This window comes from Rhodanobacter sp. UC4448_H15, from assembly GCF_052978265.1.
Map to the genome: position 1 here is coordinate 303,989 of NZ_CM129665.1, position 26,155 is coordinate 330,143.

The following is a 26,155-nucleotide window of genomic DNA, read 5'->3' on the forward strand; positions in this document are numbered from 1 at the left end:
CCGGGGACCGCCCCGCCGCAGGCACGACCCCCCGCAACCCGGCGGCACCGCCCCCGCTTCTTGCGGTCGAGCGCGGCGGGCCGCGCGCCCAGTGCGACGCTCAGCCGAACTGCACGCTCAGCATCGAGATCGAGCCGCCGTCCATGCCCTCGACCGGGAACGTCACCGCGTCGCCCTCGTCGCTGGCGCCGAGCACGTACAGCAGCGGCAGGTAGTGGTCGGGCGTGGGGATCGACAGCTCCGCGTCGCGACCCAATGCCTCGTAGTCCACCAGCGCATGGTGATCGCCCTGCAGCATCAGCTCGCGCGCCTTCGCCTCGAAGCGCAGCGCCCAGTCGAACGGCTCGGCCGGATGCCGGCCCCAGGCATAGGCGTGCAGGTTGTGCACCACGTCGCCGCTGCCGATCAGCAGGATGCCCTCCTCGCGCAGCGGCCGCAGCAGGCGGCCCAGGCCGTAGTGGAACGCGGGCGGCTGCGACTCGTCGATGGACAGCTGCACCACCGGCACGTCGGCGTCGGGATAGACGTGGCGCAGCACCGACCAGGTGCCGTGGTCCAGCCCCCACGAGCGATCCTCGCCCACGTCCAGCGGCTGCAGCAGTTCGCGCACGCGGCGCACCAGGTCGAGGTCGCCCGGCGCCGGGTATTGCACCTCGAACAGCTCGCGCGGAAAGCCGCCGAAATCGTGGATCGTGCGCGGCCGGGCCATCGCGGTGAGCAGGGTCGCCGGCACGTACCAGTGCGCGGACACCGACAGCACCGCGCGCGGGCGCGGCAGGCGGCGGCCAAGCGCGGCCCAGCCGCGGCTCCAGTCGTTGTCCTGCAGCGCATTCATCGGATTGCCGTGGCCGAAGAAGATCGTCGGCAGGCGCGTCGAGGTGTTCCGCTCAGTCATCGGGGGACTCCTGCAGTGACGATTCGTATCCACGTACTGCTTACATTCGCGGCGTTAGTCTGGCCCGATCGCCGACGCGACGCCATCGACCATCAGCGCGATACCACCCCAGGGAGGCAAGCATGAACATCGCCCTGATCGGCGTCACCGGCCGCGTCGGCTCACGCCTGCTGGCCGAACTGCTGCGCCGCGGCCACCGCGTCACCGGCATCGCCCGCGACACCGGCAAGCTGGCCGGCCAGCCGGGCCTGGTCCTGAAGAACGCTGACGCCGACCAGCCCGCGCAACTGGCACCGCTGCTGGCCGGCCACGACGCGGTGATCAGCGCGCTGAAGTTCGCCACCATCGAAGCGGCCGCACTGCTCGCCGCGGTGAAACAGGCCGGGGTCAGGCGGCTGCTGGTGGTCGGCGGTGCCGCCACGCTGGAAGTGGCGCCGGGGCAGGTCCTGCTCGACACGCCCGGCTTTCCCGCGGCCTACCGGCCCGAGGCCGAGGGCGGTCGCCGCTTCCTCGACACCTTGCGCGGCGAGCACGACCTCGACTGGACCTTCCTGTCGCCGTCGGCCGAGTTCGCTCCCGGCGAACGCACCGGCAGCTTCCGCGTCGGCGACGACGCGCTGCTCACCGACGCCGGCGGCAAGAGCTGGATCTCGATGGAAGACTACGCGATCGCCCTCGTCGACGAACTGGAAACGCCGAAACATCTCCGGCAGCGGTTCACGGCGGGCTACTGAACCGCGCCCTCACCGCACGCGCCACGAGAACATCCCATGAGCAAGTACAAGGTTGGCTACATCGTCGGCAGCCTCGCCAAGGGCTCGATCAACCGCCAGCTGGCCCACGCGCTGGCAAAACTGGCAGCGCCGCAACTGGAGCTGGTGGAGATCCCGATGGGGACCTGCCGCTGTACAGCTACGACTACGACGCGGATTTCCCGGCGGTGGCGCGCGCGTTCAAGCAGGCGATCGCCGAGGTCGACGCGGTGCTGTTCGTCACGCCGGAATACAACCGCTCGATCCCCGGCGCGCTGAAGAACGCGATCGACTGGGCCAGCCGGCCGTGGGGCAAGAACTCGTTCGCGCGCAAGCCGTCCGCCGTGATCGGCACCTCGCCCGGCTCGATCGGCACCGCGGTCGCCCAGCAACAACTGCGCGGCGTGCTGTGCTTCTGCAACTCGCCGCTGATGAACACGATGGAGGCGTACCTCCAGTTCAAGCCGGGCCTGATCGACGAGGACGGCAACGTCACCAACCCGTCCACCGCCGAGTTCCTGACCAACTACATGAAGGAGCTGCACGTGTTCATCGAACGCGTGCTCACCGTGCTGCCGCGGGAAAGCTGACTCCGGCACGACGACGGGCGCCGCGGCGCCCGTTGTCTTACCGCCTGGACGCCTCGCTCAGAGCGAGTAGTACATCTGGAACTCCAGCGGATGCGTGCTGGCGCGGTACTTGGTCACTTCCTTCATCTTCACCTCGATGTAGGCGTCGATGAAGTCGTCGGTGAACACGCCACCGGCCTTGAGGAACTCGCGGTCCTTGTCCAGCGCTTCCAGCGCGGCGTCGAGGCTGGAGCACACCTGCGGGATGTTTTTCTCCTCTTCCGGCGGCAGGTCGTAGAGGTCCTTGTCGGCCGGCGCGCCCGGGTCGATCTTGTTGAGGATGCCGTCCAGGCCGGCCATCATCAGCGCGGTGAACACCAGGTAGCCGGAGTTCATCGGGTCGGGGAAACGCACCTCGATGCGTCGCCCCTTCGGGCTGGCCACGTAGGGGATGCGGCAGCTCGCGGAACGATTCCGCGCCGAGTACGCCAGCATCACCGGCGCCTCGAAGCCCGGCACCAGGCGCTTGTAGCTGTTGGTGGTGGAGTTGGCGAACGCGTTGATCGCGCGGGCGTGCTTGAAGATGCCGCCGATGTACCACAGCGCGGTCTGGCTCAGGCCGCCGTAGAGATCGCCGGCGAACAGGTTCTCGCCGTTCTTGGCCAGCGACTGGTGCACGTGCATGCCGCTGCCGTTGTCGCCGACCAGCGGCTTGGGCATGAAGGTGACGGTCTTGCCGTTCTGGTGCGCCACGTTCTTGATGACGTACTTCATCGTCATCAGCTCGTCGGCCTTCTTCACCAGCGTGTTGAACTTCACGCCGATCTCGCACTGGCCCGCGTTCGCCACTTCGTGGTGATGCACTTCGACGGTCTGGCCCAGCGATTCGAGCACCTTGCACATGTCCGCGCGCAGGTCGCCCAGCGAATCGACCGGGCTGACCGGGAAATAGCCGCCCTTCACGCCGGGGCGATGACCGTGGTTCTCGCCGTCGTACTTGTAGCGCGACGACCACGCCGCTTCCTCGGAACCGATCTCGTAGAACACGCGGCCCGGGTCGTTCTGCCAGCGCACCGAATCGAAGATGAAGAATTCCGGCTCCGGCCCGAAGAACGCGGTGTCGGCGATGCCGGTGGATTTGAGATACGCCTCGCCGCGCTTGGCGATCGAGCGCGGGTCGCGGCCGTAGGCCTGCATCGTCGACGGCTCCAGCACGTCGCAATGCAGGATCAGCTGCACGTGCGAGCTGAACGGGTCGAGGTGGGCGGTGTCCGGATCGGGCAGCAGGATCATGTCCGACTCGTTGATGCCCTTCCAGCCGGTGATCGAGGAGCCGTCGAACATCTTGCCGTCCTCGAACGTCGACTCGTCGATCGCGTGGGCCGGAAAGGTGACATGGTGGTGCACGCCGAGCATGTCGGCAAAGCGGAAGTCGACGAACTCGACGTCATGTTCCTGGATCAGGTCGAGCACTTGGTTGGCGGCGGACATGGAGCAACCTCGATGGGGATGGACGAACTGGTTGAGCAAGTCGTGTGCCAGCGGGGGAAAGCGTTGCGCGGCAATGGCTTGCGCGATCTCGGACGCGATCGGAGAGTTTCAGGCTGGTGCAATCGCGCATGTGATTGCACCAACCAGGGTCAATCCGCAAGAACCCGGCCGGCCGATTCACCCATCGTAAGCGCTTTCCCCGTGCGAGGTAATGTCCAGCCCTTCGCGCTCCGCTTCATGCGGCACGCGCAGGCCGAAGACCAGCTTGACGACCAGCAAGGCCAGCACGGAAACCACGCCGCTCCACAGCACGGTGATGCCCACTCCCAGCGCCTGCACGCCGAGCTGACGGAGGATCAAGAAGCCCGCCGCGCCGGTGCCGCCCAGCGCCGGGGCGGTGAATACGCCGGTCAGCAGCGCGCCGACGATGCCGCCGATCCCGTGCACGCCGAACACGTCCAGCGCGTCGTCCGCGCGCAGCAGCTTCTTCAGTCCGGTCACGCCCCACACGCAGCAGAGGCTGGCCACCGCACCGATCACGATCGCGCCCATCGGCCCCACCGTGCCGCAGGCCGGCGTGATGCCGACCAGGCCGGCCACCGCGCCGGAGGCGCCGCCGACCATCGACGCGTGGCCGCGCAGGATCGCCTCCACCGCCAGCCACGCCAGCACCGCCGCCGCCGTGGCCAGCAAGGTGTTGAGGAAGGCCAGCGCCGCGCCCGCGTTCGCCTCCAGGTTGGAGCCGGCGTTGAAGCCGAACCAGCCCACCCACAGCAGCGCCGCGCCGATCATGGTGAAGGTCACGTTGTGCGGCTTCATCGGTTCGCGCCCGAAACCCAGCCGCGGCCCGACCAGCCAGGCGCCGACCAGGCCGGCCACGCCGGCGTTGATGTGCACCACCGTGCCGCCGGCAAAATCCAGCGCACCCTTGGCGAACAGATAGCCGTCCGGTCCGTACCAGACCATGTGCGCGATCGGCAGGTAGGCGAAGCTGAACCACAGCGCCGCGAACAGCAGCACGGCGCGAAACCGCATACGCTCGGCCAGCGCGCCCACGATCAGCGCGCCGGTGATGCCGGCGAAGGTGGCCTGGAACGCCACGAACACGTACTCCGGCAGCGCCACGCCGGCGCTGAACGTGGCGGACAGCGTGTCCCTGGTCACGCCGCGCAGGAACACCTTGCCGAAGCCCCCGATCACCGTGCCATCGCCACCGAAGGCGAGGCTGTAGCCGTAGGCCACCCACAGCAGCAGCAGCAACGAGAACACCGTCAACACCTGCATCAGCACCGACAGCACGTTCTTCGCACGCACCAGGCCACCGTAGAACAGCGCCAGCCCCGGCACCGTCATCAGCAGCACCAGCAAGGTGGAGGTGAGCATCCACGCCACGTCGCCCTTGTCGACCGTCGGCACCGGTGTGGCGGCGTGCAGCAGCGGCGCGGCCAGCAGCAGGGCCGCAACGAGGCCGCGGCGGAACTTGAATGATTTCATCGAAAGCCTCGCGGGCTGGGGGTCAGGAGGATGGCGTTCGCCTGAAGGGCGTCGTCCCCGCGAAGGCGGGAATGACGAGAGCCGAAGATTGGGCACTCGAACCGGGTGATGGCCGGATCACAGCGCATCGGCATCGAGCTCGCCGGTGCGGATGCGGACTACCTGCTCGACGTCGGTGACGAAGACCTTGCCGTCGCCGACATTGCCGGTGCGCGCGGCGCGCTGGAGCTCGTCCAGCGCGGTGTCGAGCAGCGCGTCGGGCACCACTGCCTCGACCTTGAGCTTGGGCAGGAAATCGACCACGTACTCGGCGCCTCGATACAACTCGGTGTGGCCCTTCTGGCGGCCGAAGCCGCGCACTTCCGTCACGGTCATCCCGGACACGCCGGCACCTTCCAGCGCATCGCGGACCTCGTCGAGCTTGTGCGGACGGATGACACTGGTGATCAGTTTCATGGGTGGCTCCCGCGGAAATGTGTTCAGAACGACCGGGCCAGGCTCAGCACTGCCGTGGCGCGGCCCAGGTAGTGGCCGCGCGCATTGGTGTAGACCGGGCGGCGCGCGTCGGTGTCGTAGTAGCCCAGCGCCAGCGACCAGTTGCCGGCGAAGCTGCGCGTCACGCCCAGCTTCCAGTCGCTGTACGACGCGCCGGGCACGTTCGCCACCTGCTGGTGGCCGACGTGCGTGTTGAGCTGCCAGCCCGGCGCCAGCGGCTGGTTCCAGGACAGATCCAGGTAGCCGCTGCGCTCACTGTCGGCATAGCCGAACAAGGGGGTGAGTGCGCAGGAGTACTTCAGCGACAGGTTCTTCCAGGCGACCGCGACGTAGATCTCGCTGGTGTTCGGCAACGTGGCGCCCGCGGGATAGCTGCCCGGGTACTGATAGCGATACGCACCCAGGTCGACGCTCCAGCCATCACCGAGACGGCTGCGCCAGCCGCCGTAGAGATCCAGCTCCACGCTGCTGGAAACCGGCGCGGCCGGAGTCGAGGTATCGGACAGCCAGCTGACGTTGCTGCCCCAGCCGCCGACGTACCAGCCGTCGGCGTGATCGAACTCGACGCCGGCCTGCACGGCTGGCTTGCGGTCGGTCTGCGAGATGCCGCGGAACAGGTAGTCGCTGACCACGCCGGCATTGCCGATCCACTGACTGGCCGGCGCGTCGCCCGCCCGCAGCGGTGCCGGGCCGGTGGCGGCGCAGCACGACACGGCCACTGCCGCAAAGATCCCGCTTCGCCTCATGGACCCGCCCTCGAACCGGTGGTGCCGTGGCGATGGCCGTCCAGACGTCCAGACGTCCATGCACCTACGACATGACCGCGCGACCGCGCGGCCTCACCAGACCCTCAGCAAGCCCCATGCCATGCACGGAAACCGTTGCCGTGAGGGCATCGGCGTCGCGGCGGCGCCGCGGACGCCCCTGCGTTCGCACCAACCACGGCGGTCGAGACGACCGGCTTGCACTGTTCCGGTGCGTGCGGGGTCATGCCGGCAAGCGGTTCAACCCGCTCCGCCTCAGGACATCGGCTCCGGCTTCGCGTCCAGCCTGGGCGGCAGTGGGATGAACTCGTCGTGGTCCAGGTCCGGCAGCTTCATGCGCCCGGCGGCCCAGTCGGCGCGGGCCTGGTCGAGCCGCTCCGGCGAGGAGGAGACGAAGTTCCAGTCGATGTAGCGCGGCCCCACCGGCTCGCCGCCCAGTGCCATCACCACCGCGTCGTCCAGCGCGGCGATGGTGGCGGACTTGCCGGCCGTCAGCACCGCCATGCTGCCGGCCTCCACCCGCTGGCCATCCACCTCGACCTCGCCGCTGGCCACATAGACCGCGCGCTCGGCGTACTCCGCCGGCAGCGAGGTGCGCGAGCCCGCACGCAACGTCCAGTGCACGTAGAACTGCGGCGAGTCCACCTTCACCGGCGAGGCCACGCCCGCCAATCGCCCGGCAATCATCCGCCCGTTGACGCCGCCTTCGCCGAATACCGGCAACGCCTCGCTGGCGTAGTGCCAGAAGCCCGGCTCCATTTCCTCGCGTTCATCGGGCAGCGCCGCCCACAGCTGCACGCCATCGAGCGGCCCGCCCTCGCGGCGCAGGCGCTCGAAGCGCTCGGAGTGGGTGATGCCGCGGCCGGCGGTCATCCAGTTGACCTCGCCGGGGCGGATCGGCTGCTCCGAACCGAGGCTGTCGCGGTGCGTGATCTCGCCGTGGAACAGATAGGTGATGGTCGACAGGCCGATGTGCGGGTGCGGGCGCACGTCCGCCTCGCGCGGCAGGCCCGGCGCCAGCTGCTTCGGGCCCATGCGGTCGAAAAAGATGTACGGCCCGACCATGCGGCGCTGGGCGAACGGCAGCACGCGGCCAACCTCGAAACTGCCGAGGTCGCGGCGGCGCTGGGGAATGACGAGTTCGATCATGGCGTACCTCCGGGTGGGCGGGCGGGTCGACGGATGGCCACTATCGCACCGCGGGCGCGCTTTCACCTCTCCGTGCCAGCGCCGGGCCAACCCCGTAAGCTATGCCGCTGCCTACTGCATCGGACCTTCCCGTGATCGACCTGTTCCACGTCATCCTGCTCGGCATCATCGAAGGCATCACCGAATTCCTGCCCATCTCCTCGACCGGCCACCTGCTGATCGCCGAGAAGTTCGGGCTGGGCGCACGCTCGGACCTGTTCAACATCGGCATCCAGGCCGGCGCGATCCTGGCGGTCACGCTGATCTACTGGAAGCGCATCTGGCAGTTGCTGACGCAGTGGCGCGACCCGGCCAACCGCGACTACCTGCTGAAGCTGGTCGTGGCCTTCGCGATCACCGCCGTGCTCGGCTTCATCGCGGTGAAGCTCGGCTTCAAGCTGCCCGAGACGGTGACGCCGATCGCCTGGGCGCTAGTCATCGGCGGCTTCTGGATGATCGGCGCCGAGCTGCTGGCCGCGCGCCAGCCCGAGCGCAGCGAGGTGACCTGGCGGGTGGCGATCCTGGTCGGCATCGCGCAGATGATTGCCGGCATCTTCCCCGGCACCTCGCGCTCGGCGGCGACGATTTTCGCGGCGATGCTGTTCGGCACCAGCAACCGCGCGGCGGCCACCGAGTTCGCCTTCCTGGTCGGCATTCCCACCATGTACGCGGCCACCGGCTACGAGCTGCTGAAGGTGCTGCACGGCGGCAGCGCGGTGCACGAGGACTGGACCGCGCTGGCGGTGGGTTTCGTGGTCTCGGCGATCACCGCCTTCGTCGCGGTGAAGTGGCTGCTCGGCTACATCGTCGGCCACCGCTTCACGCCGTTTGCGATCTATCGCATCGCCTTCGGCGTGGCGCTGCTGTTGCTGGTGCCCGCGGGGGGCTGATCGTCCCGCCGATGCACGCTCCGTCGCCGCACGCCCTGCCCGATGCGCTGGAGCACGACGCGGCACTGCGCTAACCCGACGCGCTGCGCGAGGATTTCGACGCCCGAATATCGCCAGCTTCGCGCGCGCGAGGCGATCCGCCCACGCTGTTCCGGCGACGGCGCCGGAGCCGCTCAGGCCACCAGCGACTCCAGCGGACGCGCACCGGCGCCCGCAACCACCGCGGCTTTCGGCGCAGGCATGCCGGTGGCGCCATGTCCCGGCTGGTTGGTGCGGTCGAACAGCTCGCGCACCCACTCGATGAAGGCCTGCACGCGGGCGGACAGGTGCTTCTTCTGCGGATAGACGATCCACACCGGCTTGCCGGTCGAGGCGGTATCCGTCATCACCAGCTCCAGCATGCCCTTGTCCAGCATGCACGCGGCCAGCATGCGCGGCACCTGCGTGATGCCCAGGCCGGCGGCCACCGCCTGCAGCACCGATTCGCCGTCGTTGATCAGCATGTGCGCGTCGATGTCGACCTCCAGCGGGCCGCCGGGCGTGTCGAACTGCCACTGTCGCGGGCGGCCGTTCGGATACACGTAGTTGATGCAGCGGTGATGCTTCAGATCCTCGATGCTGCGCGGCGCGCCGTACTTGCGCAGGTACTCGGGCGAGGCGCACACGACGTTGCGCAGGTAGCCGATCTTGCGCGCGATCAGGCTGGAATCCTCCAGCTGGCCGACGCGGATCGCGCAATCCAGGCCCTCGCCGTTGAGGTCCGAGGCCGAGTCGCTCATCGACAGCTCCAGCCGGATGTCCGGGTAGCGCTGCTCGAACTCGGTCAGCCGGGGGATCACCGCGGCGCGCCCCACCGACAGCGAGATGCCCACACGCAGCTTGCCGGTGGGTTTGCTGTTGGCGTAGTTGAGCGCCTCGGTGGCCTCGGCGAGATCGGCGAGGATCTCCTTGCAACGGGCATGGAACGCGGCCCCGTCGTCGGTCAGACGCAGCGATCGCGTGGAACGGAACAACAGCCGGGCACCGAGCTGGGTTTCCAGTCGGGTCACGGCCCGGCTGACGCCGGACGGGGTCATGCCCAACTGGCTGGCGGCGGCGGCGAAGCTCTTGGCCTCGACCACGCGGACGAAGGTCGAAATGGCGGAAAAGTCTTCCATTGTTTCAATTCCTCGTCGATTCGTGACTGCGGCGCACGAGTGTAGTGCGCAAGAAACGGATTTTCTATACTGGAAAGTACACCTATTCTCTCGACCCTTCGCCGGGTTCCCCCTCCCCGGCCAACAAGGTGTTGGGAGCGCAAGATGAAAAAACAATGGATGCTGGTCCCCCTGATCGCTGCCGGCGTGCTCGGCAGTTGGGTTCTCCTGCACGGCAACGACAGCCATGCGCAAAGCCCCGCCGGCGGGCCGCCGCCGGAAGTGACCGTGGCGCAGGCGCTGACCCGCAAGGTCAGCGACAGCGCCGAGTTCACCGGCCGGCTGGAAGCGGTCAACACGGTGCAGGTGCAGCCGCGGGTCGGCGGCTTCGTCGAATCGGTGCATTTCCAGGAAGGCGCGCTGGTGCACAAGGGCGACGTGCTGTTCCAGCTCGACGCCCGCCCGTACCAGGCCGAAGTCGACCGGCTGGTCGCCAACCAGGCGCAGGCCAGGGCCGAGCTGAGCCTGGCCGAGACCAACCAGCGCCGCGCCGAGATGCTGCTGGCCCAGCACGCGATCGCGCAGCAGGAAGCCGACCGCCAGGCCACCACCGCGCAGAGCGCGCGGGCGCAGCTCGGTGCCGCCACCGCCGCGCTGGCCGCGGCACGGCTGAACCTGGACTTCACCCAGGTGCGCTCGCCGATCGACGGCCGCGTCAGCAACGCCCGCGTCACCCCCGGCAACCTGGTCACCAGCAACGACGTGCTGACCAGCGTGGTCTCGGTCAACCCGGTCTATGTCTATTTCGACGTGGACGAGCAGACCTGGCTCAAGCTCGACCACCTGCGCGCCGACGCGAAGCAGGCCGGCCGCAACGCGCGGATCGAGGCCGCGATGGGCCTGGCCGACGAGACGGGCTACCCGCATGAAGGCCGCCTCGACTTCGTCGACAACCAGTTGCACACCGGCTCCGGCACGATGCGCCTGCGCGCGGTGTTCGACAACGCCGACGGCCTGTACACGCCCGGCCTGTACGCCCGCGTGCAGCTGCAGAGCGGCCAGGCCCGCCCGCGCGTGCTGGTCGACGACCGCGCGATCGGCACCGACCTCGGCAACCAGTTCGTCTACGTGGTCGACAAGGAGCACAAGGTGCAATACCGCAAGGTCGACACCGGTGCCTTGTTCCACGGCCTGCGCGTGATCGACAGCGGCCTGGCGCCGACCGACCTGGTGGTGGTGAACGGCCTGCAGCGCGTGCGCCCCGGGGTCGAGGTGAATCCGCAGAAGGTGGCCATGAGCTACCGGCTGGACGCGACCGACAAGGCGCTGGTCGAGCGCGGCGATGCACCGAACGCCGATTCGCGCACCGCGCAGGCCAACACGGCGAGCCCAAAGACCCCGCAAGGCTGACCACACTCTCCCTCTCCCTGCCGTGCAGGGGGAGGAGCAAAGAAGACCGAGGCCGCGCAGCGGCTTCGTCGAGGATCTTTTGCATGAAAAACATCGCCCAATTCTTCGTCGACCGGCCGATCATGGCCGCCGTGCTGTCGCTGCTGTTCGTGATCACCGGCTCCATCGCGGTGTTCCAGCTGCCGATCAGCGAATACCCGGAAGTGGTGCCGCCCACCGTGGTGGTGCACGCCAGCTATCCCGGTGCCAACCCGAAAGTGATCGCGCAAACCGTCGCCACGCCGCTGGAGGAACAGATCAACGGCGCCGAAGGCATGCTGTACACCTCCTCGCAGGCCACCAGCGACGGCAGCCTGACGCTGACCGTGACGTTCGCGCTGGGCACCGATCTCAACAACGCCCAGGTCGACGTGCAGAACCGCGTGGCGCAGGCCCTGCCGAAACTGCCGGAGGAAGTGCAGCGGCTCGGCGTGACCACGCAGAAGAGTTCGCCCGACCTGACCATGGTCGTGCATCTCACCTCGCCCGATCAGCGCTACGACATGCTGTACCTGTCGAACTACGCGCGATTGCACGTGAAGGACGTGCTGGGGCGGCTCGACGGCGTCGGCGACGTGCAGATCTTCGGCGCCGGCGAATACTCGATGCGCGTGTGGCTGGACCCGCAGAAGCTGGCGCAGCGCTCGCTCACCACCGGCGACGTGATCAACGCGATCCGCGAGCAGAACGTGCAGGTCGCCGCCGGCGCGCTGAATGCGCCGCCCGGCCCGAGCAACAATGCGTTCCAGCTCAACATCAACACCCGCGGCCGACTGGTCAGCGAGGACGATTTCCGCAACATCATCGTGCGCACCGACGCGAACGGCGGCGTGACGCATCTGAGTGATGTCGCCAAGGTCGACCTCGGCTCGAACAACTACGCGCTGCGCAGCCTGCTCGACAACAAGCCGGCGGTGGCGCTGCCGATCTTCGCGCGGCCGGGTTCCAACGCGATCCAGATCTCCGACGAAGTGCGCGCCACGATGGCGCAGCTGAAGCAGGATTTCCCGCAAGGCGTCGACTATTCGATCGTGTACGACCCGACCGTGTTCGTGCGCGGCTCGATCGAGGCGGTGGCGCACACGCTGCTGGAAGCGATCCTGCTGGTGGTGCTGGTGGTGATCCTGTTCCTGCAGACCTGGCGCGCCTCGATCATCCCGCTGGTGGCGGTGCCGGTATCGCTGATCGGCACCTTCGCGGTGATGCACCTGGCCGGCTTCTCGCTCAATGCCTTGAGCCTGTTCGGACTGGTGCTGGCGATCGGCATCGTGGTCGATGACGCGATCGTGGTGGTGGAGAACGTCGAGCGGCATATCGAACTGGGCGAGTCGCCACGCAACGCGACACGCAAGGCGATGCACGAAGTCACCGGCCCGATCGTGGCGACCGCGCTGGTGCTGTGCGCGGTGTTCATCCCGACCGCCTTCGTCAGCGGCCTCACCGGCCAGTTCTATCGCCAGTTCGCGCTGACCATCGCGATCTCCACGGTGATCTCCGCGTTCAATTCGCTGACCCTGAGCCCGGCGCTGGCCGCCGTGCTGCTGAAGCCGCATGACGCGCCGAAGGACCGCCTCACCCGCGGCATCGACCGTGCGTTCGGCTGGCTGTTCCGTCCGTTCAACCGGATGTTCCATCGCGGTTCGGAGCGCTACGTGGGCGGCGTCAAGCGCATCGTCGGCAAGGGCAAGCTGGCGCTGGTGGTCTATGCCGGCCTGATCGCGCTGACCTGGTTCGGCTTCTCGCACGTGCCGACCGGTTTCGTGCCGGGCCAGGACAAGCAGTACCTGGTGGCGTTCGCCCAGCTGCCCGACGCGGCGTCACTCGATCGTTCGGACGACGTCATCCGGCGCATGAGCGCGATCGCGCTGAAACAGCCGGGCGTGCAACACGCGGTGGCGTTCCCCGGCCTGTCGATCAACGGTTTCACCAACTCGACCAACTCCGGCATCGTGTTCGTCACGCTGAAGCCGTTCGAGGATCGGCGCAGCGCGGATCTTTCCGCCGGCGCGATCGCCGGCGCGCTGAACCAGAAGTTCGGCGCGATCCAGGATGCCTACATCGCGGTGTTCCCGCCGCCGCCGGTCATGGGGCTGGGCACGATCGGCGGGTTCCGCATGCAGATCGAGGATCGCAGCGACCGTGGTTTCGACGAGCTGTACAAGCAGACGCAGAACCTGATCGCTGCCAGCCGGAAAGACCCGGCACTAGCCGGACTGTTCTCCAGCTTCCAGGTCAGCGTGCCGCAGGTGGACGCCGACGTGAACCGCGAGAAGGCCAAGGCCGAGGGCGTGAACCTGGGCGACGTCTACCAGACCATGCAGGCCTACATGGGCTCGCTCTACGTCAACGACTTCAACCGCTTCGGCCGCACCTACCAAGTGAACGTGTCGGCCGACCCGGCGTTCCGCCACACGCCCGAGGACATCCTGCAACTGAAGACGCGCAACGCGCAGGGCCAGATGGTGCCGCTGGGCTCGTTCGTCACCGTGCAGCACGGTGCCGGCCCGGACCGCGTGCAGCACTACAACGGCTATCCGACCGCCGAGATCAATGGCGGCCCGGCGCCCGGCTTCAGTTCCGGCCAGGCGCAGGCGGCCATGGAAAAGCTGGCCAAGGACAACCTGCCCAATGGCATGAGCTTCGAGTGGACCGAGCTGACCTACCAGCAGATCCTCGCCGGCAATACCGCGATCCTGGTGTTCCCGCTGTGCGTGCTGCTGGTGTTCCTGGTGCTGTCGTCGCTGTACGAGAGCTGGTCGCTGCCGCTGGCGGTGATCCTGATCGTGCCGATGGTGCTGTTGTCCGCGATCGCCGGCGTGTGGCTGTCCGGTGGCGACAACAACATCTTCACCCAGATCGGATTGATCGTCTTGGTCGGACTGGCGTGCAAGAACGCGATCCTGATCGTGGAGTTCGCCCGCGAACGCCAGCATGAAGGCATGGCGCGTCACGAGGCGGTGCTGGAAGCGGCGAAGCTGCGCCTGCGGCCGATCCTGATGACGTCGTTCGCCTTCATCATGGGCGTGGTGCCACTGGTGACTTCGCACGGCGCCGGCGCCGAGATGCGCCATGCGATGGGCGTGGCGGTGTTCGCCGGCATGCTGGGCGTGACCATCTTCGGGCTGATCTACACGCCGCTGTTCTACGTCGTCATTCGCGCCCTGGTCGAACGCCGCGAGGCGCGCGCGGCAGAACGCGCCGCCGCGCATGCGCTGCCGGCGCTGGAGAATCACTGATGAAGATGTTCACGACCATGTCCGGGCTCGCCGCGCAAGGCTCCCGTAGGGCGGGCACCGCCCGCCACACCACCACAACAGGCGACACCGGCACCACGGCGGGCAGTGCCCGCCCTACGCACCACACGGCTTTCGCGGCGATGACGGTGACGGTGCGCGGCACGCTGCTGGCGACCGCTCTTGCGCTGGCCGGCTGCGTCACGGTCGGCCCGGATTACCACGCCGCAAAACCCGCCGCGCCGCAGCTGGCACTTGATGCTGCGCAGGAAAGCAACGCGCAATTCCAGGCTGCATGGTGGAAGCAGTTCAACGACCCGACGCTGGATGCGTTGATCCAGCGCGCCGCGGCGAACAACCTCGACCTTCGCATCGCGGTGGCGCGGCTGCATGAATCGCGTGCACTGCTCAGCGGCAGCAAGGCCGCCCGGTTGCCGACGATCGACACGGACGTGAACTACACCCGCAGCCGCGGCCAGCAGCCGGGCTTCAGCGACCAGCGCCGCACCACGACGACCTACCAGGCCGGCTTCGATGCGTCGTGGGAGCTGGACCTGTTCGGCGGCATACGCCGTTCGGTGGAGGCGGCCGGTGCCGACCTCGGCGCCAGCGAGGCCGCGCTGCACGACGCGCAGGTCAGCCTGCTGGCCGAGGTCGCGCGCAATTATTTCGAGTTGCGCGGCAGCCAGTCGCGGCTCGACATCGCCCAGCGCGACATCGAGAACCAGCGACAGACCCTGCACCTGACCGAGGTGCGCCAGCAGCTCGGTGCCGGCTCCGAACAGGATGTGGCCAGCGCGAAAGCGCGCCTCAGCGCCGTGCAGGCGCAGTTGCCGGTGCTGCAGACCGCGGTGAGCGCGAGTGAATTCCGCCTCGCGGTGCTGCTGGGCGAGCGACCGGGCGAGCTCGACATCGACGTATCGCCGAAGAGCTTCACGCCGATCGCCACGACCTTGCCGATCGGTGATGCCGGCGACGTGCTCGCACGCCGTCCGGACGTCCAGATGGCTGAACGCGAATACGCCGCCGCCAATGCGCGCATCGGCGTGGCCAAGGCCGACTTCTTCCCGCACATCTCGCTGGGCGGCTTCCTCGGCTTCCTGTCCGGGCGCAGCAACAACTTCGGCAGCCCGTCGACGCGCGCGTGGACGCTGGCGCCCAGCATCAGCTGGGCCGGGCTCAACGTGCAGCGCGTGCGCGCGAACCTGCACGCCAGCGAAGCGCGCGCCGATGCGGCGCAGGCGAACTACCAGCGCACCGTGCTGGAGGCGATCGAGGACATCGACAACGCGGTCACCGGCTTCAACCAGCAACGCATCCGCGTGAACCACCTGATCGAACAGGGCACGCAGAGCAAGCGCGCCGCCGACCTCGCCCGCGTGCGCTACCAGGAAGGCGCCACCGGTTTCCTCGAACTGCTCGATGCCGAACGCACCCAGCTCGCCGCCGAGGACGACCTGGCCCAGGCCGAGGCGGCGATCAACACCCGCGCCGTCGCGCTGTACAAGGCGCTCGGCGGCGGCTGGCAGGCCTGCGGCGACGAGCGCTGCAGCGCGGTGGCACAGCGGGGCGCCGCCCCATGAGCCGGCCGGCCCGACGCGTGCCGGCGGCAACGCCGGCGATCACGCCGACCTATCGCGTGGCGCTGGTCAGCGGCGCCAACCGCGGCCTCGGCTTCGAGGTGGCGCGCCAGCTCAGCGAGCACGGCATGACCGTGCTGCTGGGCTCGCGCGATCCCGACAAGGGCCTGCACGCGGCGCGCCAGCTCGCCGGCGCGTCCGGCGAGGTGATCGCGGTACAGCTCGACGTCACGCAGCAGGACCAGGTCGATACGCTGGCACGCTGGATCGAGATCACCTACGGCCGGCTCGACGTGCTGGTCAACAACGCCGGCGGCTACTACGACCACGACGGGCTGGCCAGCGACGGCGACCTCACACTTGCATGGGGCGCGATGCAGACCCACCTGTTCGGCAGCTGGCGGCTGACCAGCGCGATGCTGCCGCTGATGCGCCGGCACGGCTACGGCCGCATCGTCAACGTGTCCAGCGGCTGCGGTGCCAGCAGTTCGAGCAGCAACCATTGCGTGGCCTATCGCACCTCCAAGTCCGCGCTCAACACTTATACGCGTACGCTGGCGGCGGAGCTGGAGGGCAGCGGCATCGCGGTCAACGCGGTGTGCCCAGGCTGGGTCGCCACTGAACTCGGTGGCCCCGGCGGCCGGCCGGTGAGCCTGGGCGCCGCCGGCATCGTGTGGGCCGCCAGCCTGCCGACGCCGGCGCCCACCGGTCGCTTCTTCCGCGATGGCGAACAAATCGCCTGGTGATCGTCCCTTTCCACCCTGGAGCTTTTCGCATGCCGCAAGACGCTTCGACCAATCGCCGCATCCTGCTCGCCTCCCGCCCGCACGGGTTGCCGACCGCGCAGGATTTCCGCCTCGACCATGCACCGCTCCCGGCGCCCGGCGACGGCGAGGTGTTGCTGCGCACGCTGTATCTCTCGCTCGATCCGTACATGCGCAACCTGATGGACGAGGCCGGCACCGAGTACGCGCCCGGGCTGGAACTGGGCCAGCCGATGATGGGCGGCACGGTGAGCCGCGTGGTCAGCTCGCGGCATGCCGGCTTCCACCCCGGCGAGCTGGTACTGGCCAGCGCCGGCTGGCAGGACTACGCCGTGGCCGCGGGCGACACGCTGACGGCGCTGGGCGACCTGGCGCAGCCTTCGCTCGCACTGGGCGGCCTGGGCATGACCGGTTTCACCGCCTATGTCGGCCTGCTCGACATCGGCCAACCGCGGCCGGGCGAGACCGTGGTGGTGGCCGCCGCGACCGGCGCGGTCGGTGCGGTGGTGGGACAGATCGCCCGGCTCAAGGGCGCACGGGTGGTCGGCATCGCCGGCGGCCCCGCCAAGTGCCGCCACGCGGTGGAGGAGCTGGGCTTCGACGCCTGCCTCGACCACCGCGCGCCGGATCTCGCCGGGCGCCTCGCCGCGGCCTGCCCGGACGGCATCGACGTGTACTTCGAGAACGTGGGCGGCGCGGTGTTCGACGCCGTGCTGCCGTTGCTCAACCACCATGCGCGGGTGCCGGTGTGCGGCATGATCGCGCACTACAACGACGCCGCGCCGCCGGCAGGGCCGGATCGCCGCCCGCAGCTGGTGGCCAGCGTGCTGCAGAAGCGCATCCGCATGCAGGGCTTCGTCATCCTCGACCACTACGCCGATCGCTTCGCCGCTTTCCGCAGCGACATGCAGGCCTGGCTCGACGCGGGCCGGATCAAGCTGCGCGAGGATCGCGTCGAGGGCCTGGAAAACGCGCCGGCCGCCTTCATCGGCCTGCTCGAAGGGCGCAACTTCGGCAAGCTGGTGGTGCACGTGGCCGACGATTGACGTTCCGCTGCGTCTCAGCGGCTGCCTACCGCGCTGTGCTGCGAGTACAGCGCATGCCAGCGGCCGCCCTGGTAGACGAAGATGTCGGAGGAGCGCACGCCGTTCTGCGGCCCCAGCTGCGGGTCGTAGAAGGTGATGATCGCGGTGTCGCCGCGGATCACCACCGATTTCCCCAGCGGGTTCGCCTTCAGCCACGCTGTCGCGGAAGGTCTGCAGGTAGGGAAACAGCTCGCCATTGACGAACTCGATCAGGTCCTTGCCGGTGAGCGCGGCGTTGAGATCAGGCGTGCCGTCGGCCGCCTTCGGCGCGGCCCAGGCTTGCCAGCGATACGGCTCGCGAGGATGGGGGTGTAGTCACGGCCTTCCAGAGCGGCCTCGTCTTCCCACTCCTTCTCCATATCGTCGATATCGTCGAGGTATTTGAGGAACAGCAGCCACGAGGTCTGTTCGGCATAGTCCAGCTCGGACGCCAGACCTTCGTCGTTCCGCATGACGCGGCCCATGTTGTTGAAGGCGTTTTCGAACATGCGGCGTCGTTGTTCCCAAGGTCTGATCGGCACGATGCCGCCGCGCGCGCACGGGCGCGACGACAGTCGCACCCGTACAAGGGTGACAGGTCGATGAAGGATGGTCGGCGGCACCATGGGGTTCGTCAAGCCACCCGTGCGCAGCGCTCCCCGCTAAACCATCCCGTCCCGTTTGCCAAGCGGTTCGCATTCCGGCATTGATGGCGTCCGCAGTTCCGGCAACGCGGCGTGCGCAGCGGGCGCGGATCGCGCGATAAAGGCGGGGACGGCGGTCGCAGGGGGTGGCCGCGTCTGCCCGGTGGGGCTCTGCCATGAAGAAGATCGCCCTGGTCGTACTGACACTCGCCGCGTTCGCGCTGCCGAACGGTACGGCGCGAGCGGCGGAAGCGGCGGGCACGATGCGCGCGGCCGGCCACGGCGGCGCGGCCGCAGCGGGGGGCGATGTGTTCGAGGCGGCCATCGCCAGGTTCGACTGGCACCCGCGGGCCGGCGGCCTGCTGCTGTCGGTGGGGGCGGTGATCGACGATATCCGGGTGGCCGCCATGGCCCACCCGCCCATCCCCGGCCGGAACGCATTGGGCGACGCCTGGGTCCAGGCGCGCATGCCCTCGCGGCGAGAACTGGCGGCGTATCTGGGCATCGGCTACCGCGCGGCCGACTCCGGCTTCTACGGGCAGGCCGGCGTGGCGGCGGCGACGGGCCTGGATGGCGAGCCCCGCCGCGCGCGGGAGCAGGCGGTCTACCCGGTGCTGGAGCTGGGCTGGTCGCGTCGCTTCTAGCCGGGAAGTGCGCGCCCGTGCCAAAAGACTCCCCACGAGCGTTGAAGTCGTTGGAAAGTCTGTCGTCGCCTGCGGCCTCGTCGGGCTGACCTGGCGCGCATGCACGGGGGACAACGGCAACAACCACGTCTGGCGCGTGTTGCGGGCGCCGTGGCGCGGCAAAACGCACGCCGTGATTCCGACCCGCAGGGCCGCTTCCTGCTCTACGCCGGCGACCAGGGCGATGCGCTGGGCCGCGCCGACATCTGCATCGTGTTCCGCCAGCCCGACGGCAGCTGGGGCAGGCCCGCGCACCTGGGCGAGGGGATCAACAGCCGCACGCTGGAGAACGCGCCCTCGCTGGGGCCGGCGTTCGGCGAGCTGTTCGTGTCGAGCAACCGCCGCGAGGAGGTGAGCTTTCCCAAACCGCGCGACGACGCAGCCACCCTGCAACGGCGCCTGCAGTCACCATTGAACGGCTCGCGCAACCTCTGGCGCTTCGACATCTCCGCCGTGCTGCGGACGCACGGCATCACGCCGGCGACGACCGGCACGGCATCGCCTTGAGGAACCTCGCGGGCCAACGATGGAGCGCGCCGGCGCGCTACACCCACACGTCGTCGGGTGCAGTACGAGCGCCACCGGCGTCGCCCGTGTTGACCACCCCGCGCGGCTCGACCAGCATCACGCTGCACTCCTCCGCGGCCACCGGGCGATGCTCCTCGCCCTTGCGCACCACGTACATTTCGCCGGCAACCAGCGGCACGGAGCGATCCCTGAACTCCAGCGTCAAGGCGCCCTGCAGCACGATGAAGACCTCGTCCGTATCCGCATGCGCGTGCCAGACGAACTCGCCCTTGAGCTTGGCCAGCTTGAACTGGTAGTCGTTCATCTCCGCGACGACGCGGGGCGACCAGTGCTCGCTGAACCGGGCCAGCTTGTCGCGCAGGTTGATCGCCCGATCGGTCATGGTGCATCCCCGGTGGTGTCGTTGTTCGGAAACTGCGGCGCCATGCGGCGGATCGCACCCTAGCGCGACACGATCAGCGCGAACCACTCCCAACCCCGGATGCGCTCGCAGATCAGCTTGGCGCAGGTCAGCATCGGCACCGCCAGCAGCGCGCCGGGAATGCCCCACAGCCAGCCCCACACCAGCAGCCACAGCAGGATCGCGATCGGCGACAGGCGCATGCTGCGGCCCTGGATCAGCGGCGTGATCAGGTTGCCCTCGACGATGGTGATGGCGGCGAAGGTGAGTGCCGGCAGGAACACCTCCAGCTCGGCGTTCTTGGCGTACAGCATCGACACGAAGGCCAGCAGCAACGTGGTGAAAATCGCCCCCACGTACGGAATGAAGTTGGCGAACATCGCCACCGCGCCCCACAGCAGCGCATCGGGCACGCCGTACAACCACAGCATGCCGGCGGTGATCGCGCCCAGGCTGGTGTTGATCGACAGCGCAGTGAGCAGGTAGCGCGAGACCTCGCTCTGGAAACTTCGCACGATGGTGACCGCGTGCCGCTTGTAGGAGAAGCTGGGTGTCAGCTCCACCAGCCGGCGCAGCATGGTGTCGCCGTAGACCAGGAAGAAGAACACCAGCAGCATCACGCTGAGTACCGCGGCGAGCACCTTGGGCGCGGTGGATACGACATCCCACGCGCTGATCGACAGCGGCGCCGGCGGCGGCGCGGCGCTGCGCGAAGTGCCGCTGACCAGGGTCTGGGTGGCGCGGTTGGCCGCCTCCAGCGGCTTGGTCAGGTTGCGCACCTTGGGCACGAAGCTGCGGATCGCCGACGGCGCGCCGTGGAACCAGCCGAGCGCCGGTTGCGCCAGCAGGCCGACGCCGCTGCCGATGCCGACCACCAGGCCGATCATCAGCACCAGCGCGGTGAACCAGCGCGGCAGGTGCAGGCGCGCGCCGGTGGCCACGATCGGGTTGAGCGCCAGCCCGATGAAGGCGGCCAGCACCAGCGGAATCAGCAGTGCGCGGGTCAGCGTGACGGTGTACAGCAACGCCAGCAGCAGCATCGCGTTGAGCAGCATGCGGATGGCGCGCAGGTGGCGGCGCGTGCCGCGCGCGCTGTGCAGCCGGCGCGCCAGCGGCCGCGGCAGGTTGCCGACCAGCAGCGGATCGGCCGGCATGTGCGAGAGCATCGCCGCGGAGGTCATCTCGCGCAGCGTGTCGTCCGCGTTCGGCGGCGGCTGCTCAGGCTCGGCGTTCACGGGGTCGGCGCGCCATCCGGCGCGGCGGCATCGGCAGTTGCAGCGGCGTGCGCCGCCACCCCCGCCACGGCCATCTCGGCCAGCAGGTGACTGCCCTGCGCCAGCACCTCGACCAGGCCGCCGCCGACCAGCGAGGCCAGCCCCGGTACCCGCAGCGGGTGCAGGTCGAGGCTGCCCAGCGCAAAGCCGGCGCCGGCGGCCACGCCCACCGTGGCGAGCGGGTATTCGCGCCCGCGCGCCAGCAGTGCGGCGGCCGGCTCGCCCACCTCGTGGCGCGCCCGCTCCATGCGCGCCTGCGCGAGGCGCACCTCGGCCAGTTGCTTCAATACTTTCATCGCCCTTCCTCGCCCCGCGCGGCATGCGGCGCCGTGGCCGGCTCGTCGGCGACTTCCGCCTCGATCCTGCGCACGCCTGCGCGCATCATCGCACCCCATTGGCCACGCGTGACAGGCAGGCTCATCCAATGCATGCAGCGGCGGAACAGCAGCACCGCGCCGAACAGGAACAGCAGCTGCAGCAGCGCCAGCAGCAGCAAGGCCCACACCCACGAACCCAGCCACTTGGCCAGCAGCACGCCGAGCAGGCCGAGCACGGTGAGGCCGAAGCCGACCCCCGCCACGGTGGCGGCCAGCCCGGCCACCAGCAGCCACGACACCGCGCTGCGCGCCAGCCCCAGCTCCGCGGCCAGCAGATCCTTCTGCGCGCCGAACAGCCGCTTCAGCGCGGCGCCCAGGCGGGCGATCTCGTCGAACAGGCCAGACGACGACGGCGCCGGGTCCGGCGCCGTCTCGCGGGTGCTGTCACCCTGCTCGTGCATCAGTGGCTCAACGTCGCAGGATGCGGCCAAGCAGCCAGCCGGCCCCCAGCGCGATGGCGACCGATTGCATCGGCTTCTCGCGCACGTATTCGCGCGCCTGCTCAAGGAACTCGTCGGCGCGATCGCGGGTGTGCTCGTAGGCGGCGCGGCCCTGCTCGCCCACTTCGGCCGCCTTGTCGACGGTGCGGTGGGCCGCCGACGCCGTCTTGTCGGTGGCGTGGTGCAGGCCTTGCTCGACGCGGTCGGCGGCGCGGTCGACCTTGTCCTTGGTGCTGGCCACGGCCTGCGAGGTGGCCTGCTTGACGCGCTCGGCGCGCTCGTCGATGCGCTCGTCGACCGAGGGCTTGGGGGTTGGCTCTTTGGGGTTCATGACCTGCTCCGACATGGCAATCTCTTGGATGATAAGGGGGCTATCTGGCGCGGCGGAAGAACGCGATGATCGCGAGGATCAGGAAGATGACGAAAAGGATCTTCGCGATGCCGGCTGCGGCGCCGGCGATGCCGCCGAAGCCGAGAATCGCGGCGATGATCGCGATGACCAGGAAAACCAGTGCGTAGTGCAACATGGGGCATCCCTCGTGGTGGGTGGGTGCCATTCACCCACAGCACGCGCCATGCGGGCGTGAAGGATACCGCCAGCCGCCTGCACGCCGCGCCCACGCGCCCTCGTTCAGCCGGCCACCGCAGGGTTCAGGCTGTAGACGCCGGTGAGCGTGGCCTGATCCAGCACATGGCCGGCCATCGCCGCGCGCAACTGATCGCGCGAGTAGCCCTTGACCAGCGGCAGCGCGTCGACGTCGATCGCATGGATGGTGAAGTGGTAGTGGTGCAGCAACGTGTCGTTCCAGGGCGGGCACGGGCCGTCGTAGCCCAGGTATTCGCCGCCCATCTCGGCGTCGCCGGCAAACCAGCCGGTGTAGTCGTTCACCCCCTGCACGCTGCCCGGCGGCCCGTACGGCTCGCGCTTGCCGCGCGGCGTGACCTCGTCGCTGCAGGCGCCGGCGGCCAGTTCGCCGCACTCGGCCGGGATATTCGCCATCAGCCAGTGCACGAACTCCACCCGCGGCAACGCCGCCGGCACCGTGCGGCCCGCCTGGTTCACGTCATCGCCGCGACTGGGCACGTCGGTGTCGATGCAGGTGAGCACGAACGAGCGCGTGGCCGGCGGGGCGTCGCGCCAGGCGAGGTGCGGGCTGTGGTTGTCCGACAGCGCGAAGGGATCGGCGATCTTGCCGAAGGCGAAGCGCGCGGGAATGCGCTGGCCGTTGTCGAAATTGTCGCTGCGCAGGTGCATGGATTTTCTCCGGGAATAGGGAATGGGGAATAGGGAATGGGGAATGGGGAGCAGAGAATGGGAAACGCCGGAAGCGCTCTTGCGATTCCCTATTCCCCATTCCCCATTCCCTGCTTGTACGTCACCCGGTACACCGCCCCCGCCAGGTCGTCACTGACCAGCACGCTGCCGTCGGGCAGGGGCTGCACGTCGACCGGGCGGCCCCAGGCGCTCTGGTTTTGCTGGAAACCGGTGATCAGCGGTTCGTAGGAGAGGACTTTGCTGCCGCTGAGGCGCACGGTCATCACGCGGTAGCCGGACTTCTCGGTGCGATTCCACGAGCCGTGCTCGGCGACCAGGATGGCGCCGCGGTAGCTGGCCGGGAACTGCTTGCCGGTGTAGAAGCGCATGCCCAGCGAGGCGACGTGGGCGCCGAGCTTGAGCACCGGCGGCACGTAGTTGCGGCAGGGGTGGCCGGCGCCGAATTCGGGGTCGGCCACGTCGCCCTGATGGCAATACGGATAACCGAAGTTCTGGCCGATGCGGGTGACCTCGTTCAACTCGTCGCTGGGCACGTCGTCGCCCAGCATGTCGCGGCCGTTGTCGGTGAACCACAGGTGTTTCGTACCCGGCTGCCAGTCGAAGCCGACGGTGTTGCGGATGCCGGTGGCGACGTCCTGCCAATCGCTGCCGTCCGGGTTCATGCGCATCAGCTTGGCGTAGTCGGGACCGGCGTTGCAGATGTTGCACGGCGCGCCGATCGGCACGTACAGCTTGCCGTCGGGGCCGAAGGCGAGGAAGCGGCCACCGTGATGGCCCTTGGTCGGCAACTTGTCGGTGACCAGCGCGGGTTCGGGCGGCGCGTCCAGGTGCTGCTCGATGTCGCGCAGCACGAGGATGCGGCTGATCGCCGATACGTACAGGTCGCCGTCGTGGAAGGCCACGCCGATCGGGTTGCGCAGGCCGCTGGCGACCACGCGCACTGTCTCGGCCACGCCGTCGCCGTTGGCGTCGGTGAGCGCGTAGACCTTGCCGGCGCCGCTGGACCCGACGAACACGGTGCCGTGCGTACCCAACGCGATCTCGCGCGCATTCGGCACCTGGTCGGAGTACACGGCGATGTGGAAACCTGCAGGCAGGGTCAGCCGATCCAGCCGGGGGGCCGCCAGCAGCGGCAGCGACAGGATCACCAGCAGCACGGACAGCAACGCGCGCATGAGCAGTCTCCGGCAAGGCGAGGCCACCAATGTACCCCGGACCGCGCGAAGCCAGAAACAGCGCCGCCCGCTAAACTGGGCTCCTTTCAGGGGAGTGGCATGAGCGAACTGGACGACCTCACCACGCTGGTGCGCGCGGCAACGCCGCTGCTGGTCATCGAAACCGTGGACGAGCAGCGGGTGATCGACTGCTTCCGCCACGTGATCGCACAGGCTTTGCGCCCGCTGTGGCGCTGGACGCTGACCGACGGCCTGAGCCGCCTCGATTTTTCGCAGGACGGCGGCGCGGTGTCGCCGGACGCCACCGCCACGCTGGACGCGATCCGCGCCCAGACCGAAGCGGGCATCTACCTGCTGTTCGACTTCCATTCGCTGCTGGACTACGCGCGCAGCCTGCGCCAGCTGCGCGAGATCGTGCAGCGCCAGCGCTCGGCGGCGCACACCATCGTGCTGGTGGGCGCGAAGATCGAGCTGCCCGCGGGGCTGGAGGCGCTGGCCCTGCGCGTGCCGCTGTCGCTGCCGGACATCAAGGAGCTCGCCGGCATCCTGCGCGGCGAGGCTGCCGGCTGGCAGCGCGAACAGGGCCGCAAGATCGAGGTGGACAACGACGCCGCGCGCACCATCGTGCGCAACCTGCTCGGCCTGACCGCGCCGGACGCGCGGCGCATCGTGCGCAAGCTGATCTACGCCGACGGCGCGCTCGGCCCGAACGACCTGCCGGTGCTGATGCAGTCCAAGTTCAACCTGCTCAACCGCTCCGGCCTGCTGCATTACGAATACGCCACCGCCAGCTTCGCCGACATCGCCGGCGTCGCGCGCGTGCGCGAATGGGTGCAGCGCCGCCGCCCGGTGTTCCTCTCGCCCGAAGCCGCGCCGCGACTGGACCCGCCCAAGGGCGTGCTGCTGCTGGGCGTGCAGGGTTGCGGCAAGAGCCTCGCGGCGAAGGCAATCGCCGGTGGCTTCGGCGTGCCGCTGGTGCGGCTGGATTTCGGCACGCTGTACAACAAGTACCAGGGCGAGACCGAGAAGAACCTGCGCGAGGCGCTGACCAGCACCGAGCTGCTGAGCCCCTGCGTGCTGTGGATCGACGAGATCGAGAAGGGCCTGGCCAGCGGCGGCGACGATGGCGGCGTGTCACGCCGCGTGCTCGGCTACCTGCTGACCTGGATGGCCGAACGCAAGGCCAAGGTGTTCACCGTGGCCACCGCCAACGCGGTGCAGGAGCTGCCCGCCGAGCTGCTGCGCAAGGGCCGCTTCGACGAGATCTTCTTCGTCGACCTGCCGAGCGAATCGGTGCGCGGGGAAATCTTCGCCCTGCACCTCAAGCGCCGCCAACTCGACCCGGCCGCGTTCGACCTGCCCGCGCTGGCGGCCGCCAGCGCCGGCTTCTCCGGCGCCGAGATCGAGCAATCCATCGTCAGCGCGCTGTACGACACCGCCGGCCACGGCAACGGCCCGGACCAGGCCGCCCTGCTCCACGCCCTGCAGCAGACACGCCCGCTGTCGGTGCTGATGCGCGAACAGGTGGACACGCTGCGCGCGTGGGCGCAGGGGCGCTGCGTGGCGGCGGACTGAACACGGGCAGCAAATCGCC

The 26,155-nt window shown here is 68.9% G+C and carries 27 protein-coding genes and 1 pseudogene; 11 read left to right on the top strand and 17 right to left on the bottom strand.

What is annotated here, in order from left to right:
* Positions 1-100 precede the first annotated feature (100 nt).
* Positions 101-895: a 4,5-DOPA-extradiol-dioxygenase gene (gene ygiD, locus ACVCMI_RS01305; protein WP_447097748.1), complete on the bottom strand. Its 795-nt coding sequence runs from the start codon at positions 893-895 to the stop codon at positions 101-103.
* 122 nt (positions 896-1,017) lie between these two features.
* Between ygiD and ACVCMI_RS01310 the strand changes: the two genes are divergently transcribed.
* Positions 1,018-1,629 carry an NAD(P)-dependent oxidoreductase gene (locus tag ACVCMI_RS01310; RefSeq protein WP_447097747.1) on the top strand — a complete coding sequence of 204 codons (612 nt, stop codon included), beginning with the start codon at positions 1,018-1,020 and terminating at the stop codon, positions 1,627-1,629.
* A 36-nt stretch (positions 1,630-1,665) separates the two neighbouring features.
* Positions 1,666-2,237, top strand: a pseudogene (locus ACVCMI_RS01315) (NADPH-dependent FMN reductase).
* A gap of 57 nt (positions 2,238-2,294) precedes the next feature.
* Here the strand turns inward: ACVCMI_RS01315 and glnA are convergent.
* From glnA to ACVCMI_RS01340, 5 genes are all read right to left on the bottom strand, one after another.
* Entirely contained in the window at positions 2,295-3,707 is a 1,413-nt protein-coding gene (glnA, locus tag ACVCMI_RS01320) for a type I glutamate--ammonia ligase (protein ID WP_447097746.1), read from the bottom strand.
* Positions 3,708-3,884: 177 nt separating this feature from the next.
* The gene (locus ACVCMI_RS01325) at positions 3,885-5,201 is read right to left on the bottom strand and encodes an ammonium transporter (protein WP_447097745.1); all 1,317 of its coding nucleotides are present in this window, start codon (positions 5,199-5,201) and stop codon (positions 3,885-3,887) included.
* A 117-nt stretch (positions 5,202-5,318) separates the two neighbouring features.
* Complete coding sequence (locus ACVCMI_RS01330) at positions 5,319-5,657, bottom strand: P-II family nitrogen regulator (RefSeq protein ID WP_395120700.1); 339 nt, start codon at positions 5,655-5,657, stop codon at positions 5,319-5,321.
* A gap of 23 nt (positions 5,658-5,680) precedes the next feature.
* On the bottom strand, positions 5,681-6,442 hold the full coding sequence (locus tag ACVCMI_RS01335) for a TorF family putative porin (protein ID WP_447097744.1): 762 nt from the start codon (positions 6,440-6,442) through the stop codon (positions 5,681-5,683).
* Between the two features lie 273 nt (positions 6,443-6,715).
* Entirely contained in the window at positions 6,716-7,609 is an 894-nt protein-coding gene (locus ACVCMI_RS01340) for a pirin family protein (RefSeq protein ID WP_447097743.1), read from the bottom strand.
* Positions 7,610-7,740: 131 nt separating this feature from the next.
* Between ACVCMI_RS01340 and ACVCMI_RS01345 the strand changes: the two genes are divergently transcribed.
* A complete protein-coding gene (locus tag ACVCMI_RS01345; RefSeq protein WP_447097742.1) occupies positions 7,741-8,538 on the top strand; it encodes an undecaprenyl-diphosphate phosphatase in 798 nt (265 codons plus the stop codon).
* A 173-nt stretch (positions 8,539-8,711) separates the two neighbouring features.
* Here the strand turns inward: ACVCMI_RS01345 and ACVCMI_RS01350 are convergent, their stop codons facing one another.
* Positions 8,712-9,695 carry a LysR family transcriptional regulator gene (locus ACVCMI_RS01350; RefSeq protein ID WP_447097741.1) on the bottom strand — a complete coding sequence of 328 codons (984 nt, stop codon included), beginning with the start codon at positions 9,693-9,695 and terminating at the stop codon, positions 8,712-8,714.
* A 144-nt stretch (positions 9,696-9,839) separates the two neighbouring features.
* On the opposite strand from ACVCMI_RS01350, the gene ACVCMI_RS01355 reads away from it, so the two are divergent.
* The 5 genes from ACVCMI_RS01355 to ACVCMI_RS01375 all read left to right on the top strand — a co-directional run bounded on the left by ACVCMI_RS01355 (position 9,840) and on the right by ACVCMI_RS01375 (position 17,746).
* Positions 9,840-11,084 (top strand): efflux RND transporter periplasmic adaptor subunit, encoded by a 1,245-nt coding sequence (locus ACVCMI_RS01355; protein ID WP_447097740.1) that lies wholly within the window; start codon positions 9,840-9,842, stop codon positions 11,082-11,084.
* 83 nt (positions 11,085-11,167) lie between these two features.
* The gene (locus ACVCMI_RS01360) at positions 11,168-14,359 is read left to right on the top strand and encodes an efflux RND transporter permease subunit (RefSeq protein WP_447097739.1); all 3,192 of its coding nucleotides are present in this window, start codon (positions 11,168-11,170) and stop codon (positions 14,357-14,359) included.
* 140 nt (positions 14,360-14,499) lie between these two features.
* On the top strand, positions 14,500-15,939 hold the full coding sequence (locus ACVCMI_RS01365; RefSeq protein ID WP_447110626.1) for an efflux transporter outer membrane subunit: 1,440 nt from the start codon (positions 14,500-14,502) through the stop codon (positions 15,937-15,939).
* Positions 15,936-16,682 carry an SDR family NAD(P)-dependent oxidoreductase gene (locus ACVCMI_RS01370; protein ID WP_447097738.1) on the top strand — a complete coding sequence of 249 codons (747 nt, stop codon included), beginning with the start codon at positions 15,936-15,938 and terminating at the stop codon, positions 16,680-16,682. Before ACVCMI_RS01365 ends, ACVCMI_RS01370 begins: the two co-directional genes overlap by 4 nt.
* A 29-nt stretch (positions 16,683-16,711) precedes the next feature.
* Positions 16,712-17,746 (top strand): NADP-dependent oxidoreductase, encoded by a 1,035-nt coding sequence (locus ACVCMI_RS01375; RefSeq protein ID WP_447097737.1) that lies wholly within the window; start codon positions 16,712-16,714, stop codon positions 17,744-17,746.
* Positions 17,747-17,760: 14 nt separating this feature from the next.
* Here ACVCMI_RS01375 and ACVCMI_RS01380 read toward each other — a convergent pair whose 3' ends face one another.
* Positions 17,761-17,982, bottom strand: coding sequence for a hypothetical protein (locus ACVCMI_RS01380; RefSeq protein WP_447097736.1), 222 nt, complete (start codon positions 17,980-17,982; stop codon positions 17,761-17,763).
* A 12-nt stretch (positions 17,983-17,994) separates the two neighbouring features.
* Complete coding sequence (locus ACVCMI_RS01385; protein WP_447097735.1) at positions 17,995-18,273, bottom strand: type I restriction-modification system subunit M N-terminal domain-containing protein; 279 nt, start codon at positions 18,271-18,273, stop codon at positions 17,995-17,997.
* A gap of 311 nt (positions 18,274-18,584) precedes the next feature.
* On the opposite strand from ACVCMI_RS01385, the gene ACVCMI_RS01390 reads away from it, so the two are divergent.
* A complete protein-coding gene (locus ACVCMI_RS01390; protein ID WP_447097734.1) occupies positions 18,585-19,052 on the top strand; it encodes a hypothetical protein in 468 nt (155 codons plus the stop codon).
* 150 nt (positions 19,053-19,202) lie between these two features.
* The gene (locus tag ACVCMI_RS01395; protein ID WP_447097733.1) at positions 19,203-19,598 is read left to right on the top strand and encodes a hypothetical protein; all 396 of its coding nucleotides are present in this window, start codon (positions 19,203-19,205) and stop codon (positions 19,596-19,598) included.
* A gap of 37 nt (positions 19,599-19,635) precedes the next feature.
* Here ACVCMI_RS01395 and ACVCMI_RS01400 read toward each other — a convergent pair whose 3' ends face one another.
* The 8 genes from ACVCMI_RS01400 to ACVCMI_RS01435 all read right to left on the bottom strand — a co-directional run bounded on the left by ACVCMI_RS01400 (position 19,636) and on the right by ACVCMI_RS01435 (position 24,561).
* Positions 19,636-20,001 carry a cupin domain-containing protein gene (locus ACVCMI_RS01400; protein WP_447097732.1) on the bottom strand — a complete coding sequence of 122 codons (366 nt, stop codon included), beginning with the start codon at positions 19,999-20,001 and terminating at the stop codon, positions 19,636-19,638.
* Positions 20,002-20,060: 59 nt separating this feature from the next.
* A complete protein-coding gene (locus ACVCMI_RS01405) occupies positions 20,061-21,173 on the bottom strand; it encodes an AI-2E family transporter (RefSeq protein WP_447099506.1) in 1,113 nt (370 codons plus the stop codon).
* Positions 21,174-21,250: 77 nt separating this feature from the next.
* A complete protein-coding gene (locus ACVCMI_RS01410) occupies positions 21,251-21,589 on the bottom strand; it encodes a hypothetical protein (RefSeq protein ID WP_447097731.1) in 339 nt (112 codons plus the stop codon).
* On the bottom strand, positions 21,586-22,071 hold the full coding sequence (locus ACVCMI_RS01415) for an ABC transporter ATP-binding protein (RefSeq protein ID WP_447097730.1): 486 nt from the start codon (positions 22,069-22,071) through the stop codon (positions 21,586-21,588). The genes ACVCMI_RS01410 and ACVCMI_RS01415 overlap by 4 nt, the downstream gene beginning before the upstream one ends.
* Before the next feature lie 7 nt (positions 22,072-22,078).
* The gene (locus tag ACVCMI_RS01420; protein ID WP_395120723.1) at positions 22,079-22,441 is read right to left on the bottom strand and encodes a DUF883 family protein; all 363 of its coding nucleotides are present in this window, start codon (positions 22,439-22,441) and stop codon (positions 22,079-22,081) included.
* 40 nt (positions 22,442-22,481) lie between these two features.
* Complete coding sequence (locus ACVCMI_RS01425) at positions 22,482-22,637, bottom strand: DUF1328 domain-containing protein (protein WP_395120724.1); 156 nt, start codon at positions 22,635-22,637, stop codon at positions 22,482-22,484.
* A gap of 104 nt (positions 22,638-22,741) precedes the next feature.
* Positions 22,742-23,365 carry a YbhB/YbcL family Raf kinase inhibitor-like protein gene (locus tag ACVCMI_RS01430; RefSeq protein ID WP_447097729.1) on the bottom strand — a complete coding sequence of 208 codons (624 nt, stop codon included), beginning with the start codon at positions 23,363-23,365 and terminating at the stop codon, positions 22,742-22,744.
* Positions 23,366-23,454: 89 nt separating this feature from the next.
* A complete protein-coding gene (locus tag ACVCMI_RS01435; protein WP_447097728.1) occupies positions 23,455-24,561 on the bottom strand; it encodes a PQQ-dependent sugar dehydrogenase in 1,107 nt (368 codons plus the stop codon).
* Between the two features lie 99 nt (positions 24,562-24,660).
* Here ACVCMI_RS01435 and ACVCMI_RS01440 point away from each other — a divergent pair, with 99 nt between their 5' ends.
* A complete protein-coding gene (locus ACVCMI_RS01440) occupies positions 24,661-26,136 on the top strand; it encodes an AAA family ATPase (RefSeq protein ID WP_447097727.1) in 1,476 nt (491 codons plus the stop codon).
* Positions 26,137-26,155 lie beyond the last annotated feature (19 nt).

Bases quoted from the DNA above. Each gene is read 5' to 3' on its own strand.
- ACVCMI_RS01425 (WP_395120724.1), bottom strand. From the start codon at position 22,637: ATGTTGCACTACGCACTGGTTTTCCTGGTCATCGCGATCATCGCCGCG.
- ACVCMI_RS01405 (WP_447099506.1), bottom strand. From the start codon at position 21,173: ATGCCGGCCGATCCGCTGCTGGTCGGCAACCTGCCGCGGCCGCTGGCG.
- ACVCMI_RS01435 (WP_447097728.1), bottom strand. From the start codon at position 24,561: ATGCGCGCGTTGCTGTCCGTGCTGCTGGTGATCCTGTCGCTGCCGCTG.
- ACVCMI_RS01330 (WP_395120700.1), bottom strand. From the start codon at position 5,657: ATGAAACTGATCACCAGTGTCATCCGTCCGCACAAGCTCGACGAGGTC.
- ACVCMI_RS01355 (WP_447097740.1), top strand. From the start codon at position 9,840: ATGAAAAAACAATGGATGCTGGTCCCCCTGATCGCTGCCGGCGTGCTC.
- ACVCMI_RS01350 (WP_447097741.1), bottom strand. From the start codon at position 9,695: ATGGAAGACTTTTCCGCCATTTCGACCTTCGTCCGCGTGGTCGAGGCC.
- ACVCMI_RS01430 (WP_447097729.1), bottom strand. From the start codon at position 23,365: ATGCACCTGCGCAGCGACAATTTCGACAACGGCCAGCGCATTCCCGCG.
- ACVCMI_RS01400 (WP_447097732.1), bottom strand. From the start codon at position 20,001: ATGACCGATCGGGCGATCAACCTGCGCGACAAGCTGGCCCGGTTCAGC.
- ACVCMI_RS01385 (WP_447097735.1), bottom strand. From the start codon at position 18,273: ATGTTCGAAAACGCCTTCAACAACATGGGCCGCGTCATGCGGAACGAC.
- ACVCMI_RS01420 (WP_395120723.1), bottom strand. From the start codon at position 22,441: ATGAACCCCAAAGAGCCAACCCCCAAGCCCTCGGTCGACGAGCGCATC.
- ACVCMI_RS01335 (WP_447097744.1), bottom strand. From the start codon at position 6,442: ATGAGGCGAAGCGGGATCTTTGCGGCAGTGGCCGTGTCGTGCTGCGCC.
- ACVCMI_RS01380 (WP_447097736.1), bottom strand. From the start codon at position 17,982: ATGGCGAGCTGTTTCCCTACCTGCAGACCTTCCGCGACAGCGTGGCTG.
- ACVCMI_RS01440 (WP_447097727.1), top strand. From the start codon at position 24,661: ATGAGCGAACTGGACGACCTCACCACGCTGGTGCGCGCGGCAACGCCG.
- ACVCMI_RS01360 (WP_447097739.1), top strand. From the start codon at position 11,168: ATGAAAAACATCGCCCAATTCTTCGTCGACCGGCCGATCATGGCCGCC.
- glnA (WP_447097746.1), bottom strand. From the start codon at position 3,707: ATGTCCGCCGCCAACCAAGTGCTCGACCTGATCCAGGAACATGACGTC.
- ACVCMI_RS01365 (WP_447110626.1), top strand. From the start codon at position 14,500: ATGACGGTGACGGTGCGCGGCACGCTGCTGGCGACCGCTCTTGCGCTG.
- ACVCMI_RS01310 (WP_447097747.1), top strand. From the start codon at position 1,018: ATGAACATCGCCCTGATCGGCGTCACCGGCCGCGTCGGCTCACGCCTG.
- ACVCMI_RS01390 (WP_447097734.1), top strand. From the start codon at position 18,585: ATGAAGAAGATCGCCCTGGTCGTACTGACACTCGCCGCGTTCGCGCTG.
- ACVCMI_RS01340 (WP_447097743.1), bottom strand. From the start codon at position 7,609: ATGATCGAACTCGTCATTCCCCAGCGCCGCCGCGACCTCGGCAGTTTC.
- ACVCMI_RS01415 (WP_447097730.1), bottom strand. From the start codon at position 22,071: ATGCACGAGCAGGGTGACAGCACCCGCGAGACGGCGCCGGACCCGGCG.
- ACVCMI_RS01375 (WP_447097737.1), top strand. From the start codon at position 16,712: ATGCCGCAAGACGCTTCGACCAATCGCCGCATCCTGCTCGCCTCCCGC.
- ygiD (WP_447097748.1), bottom strand. From the start codon at position 895: ATGACTGAGCGGAACACCTCGACGCGCCTGCCGACGATCTTCTTCGGC.
- ACVCMI_RS01325 (WP_447097745.1), bottom strand. From the start codon at position 5,201: ATGAAATCATTCAAGTTCCGCCGCGGCCTCGTTGCGGCCCTGCTGCTG.
- ACVCMI_RS01410 (WP_447097731.1), bottom strand. From the start codon at position 21,589: ATGAAAGTATTGAAGCAACTGGCCGAGGTGCGCCTCGCGCAGGCGCGC.
- ACVCMI_RS01370 (WP_447097738.1), top strand. From the start codon at position 15,936: ATGAGCCGGCCGGCCCGACGCGTGCCGGCGGCAACGCCGGCGATCACG.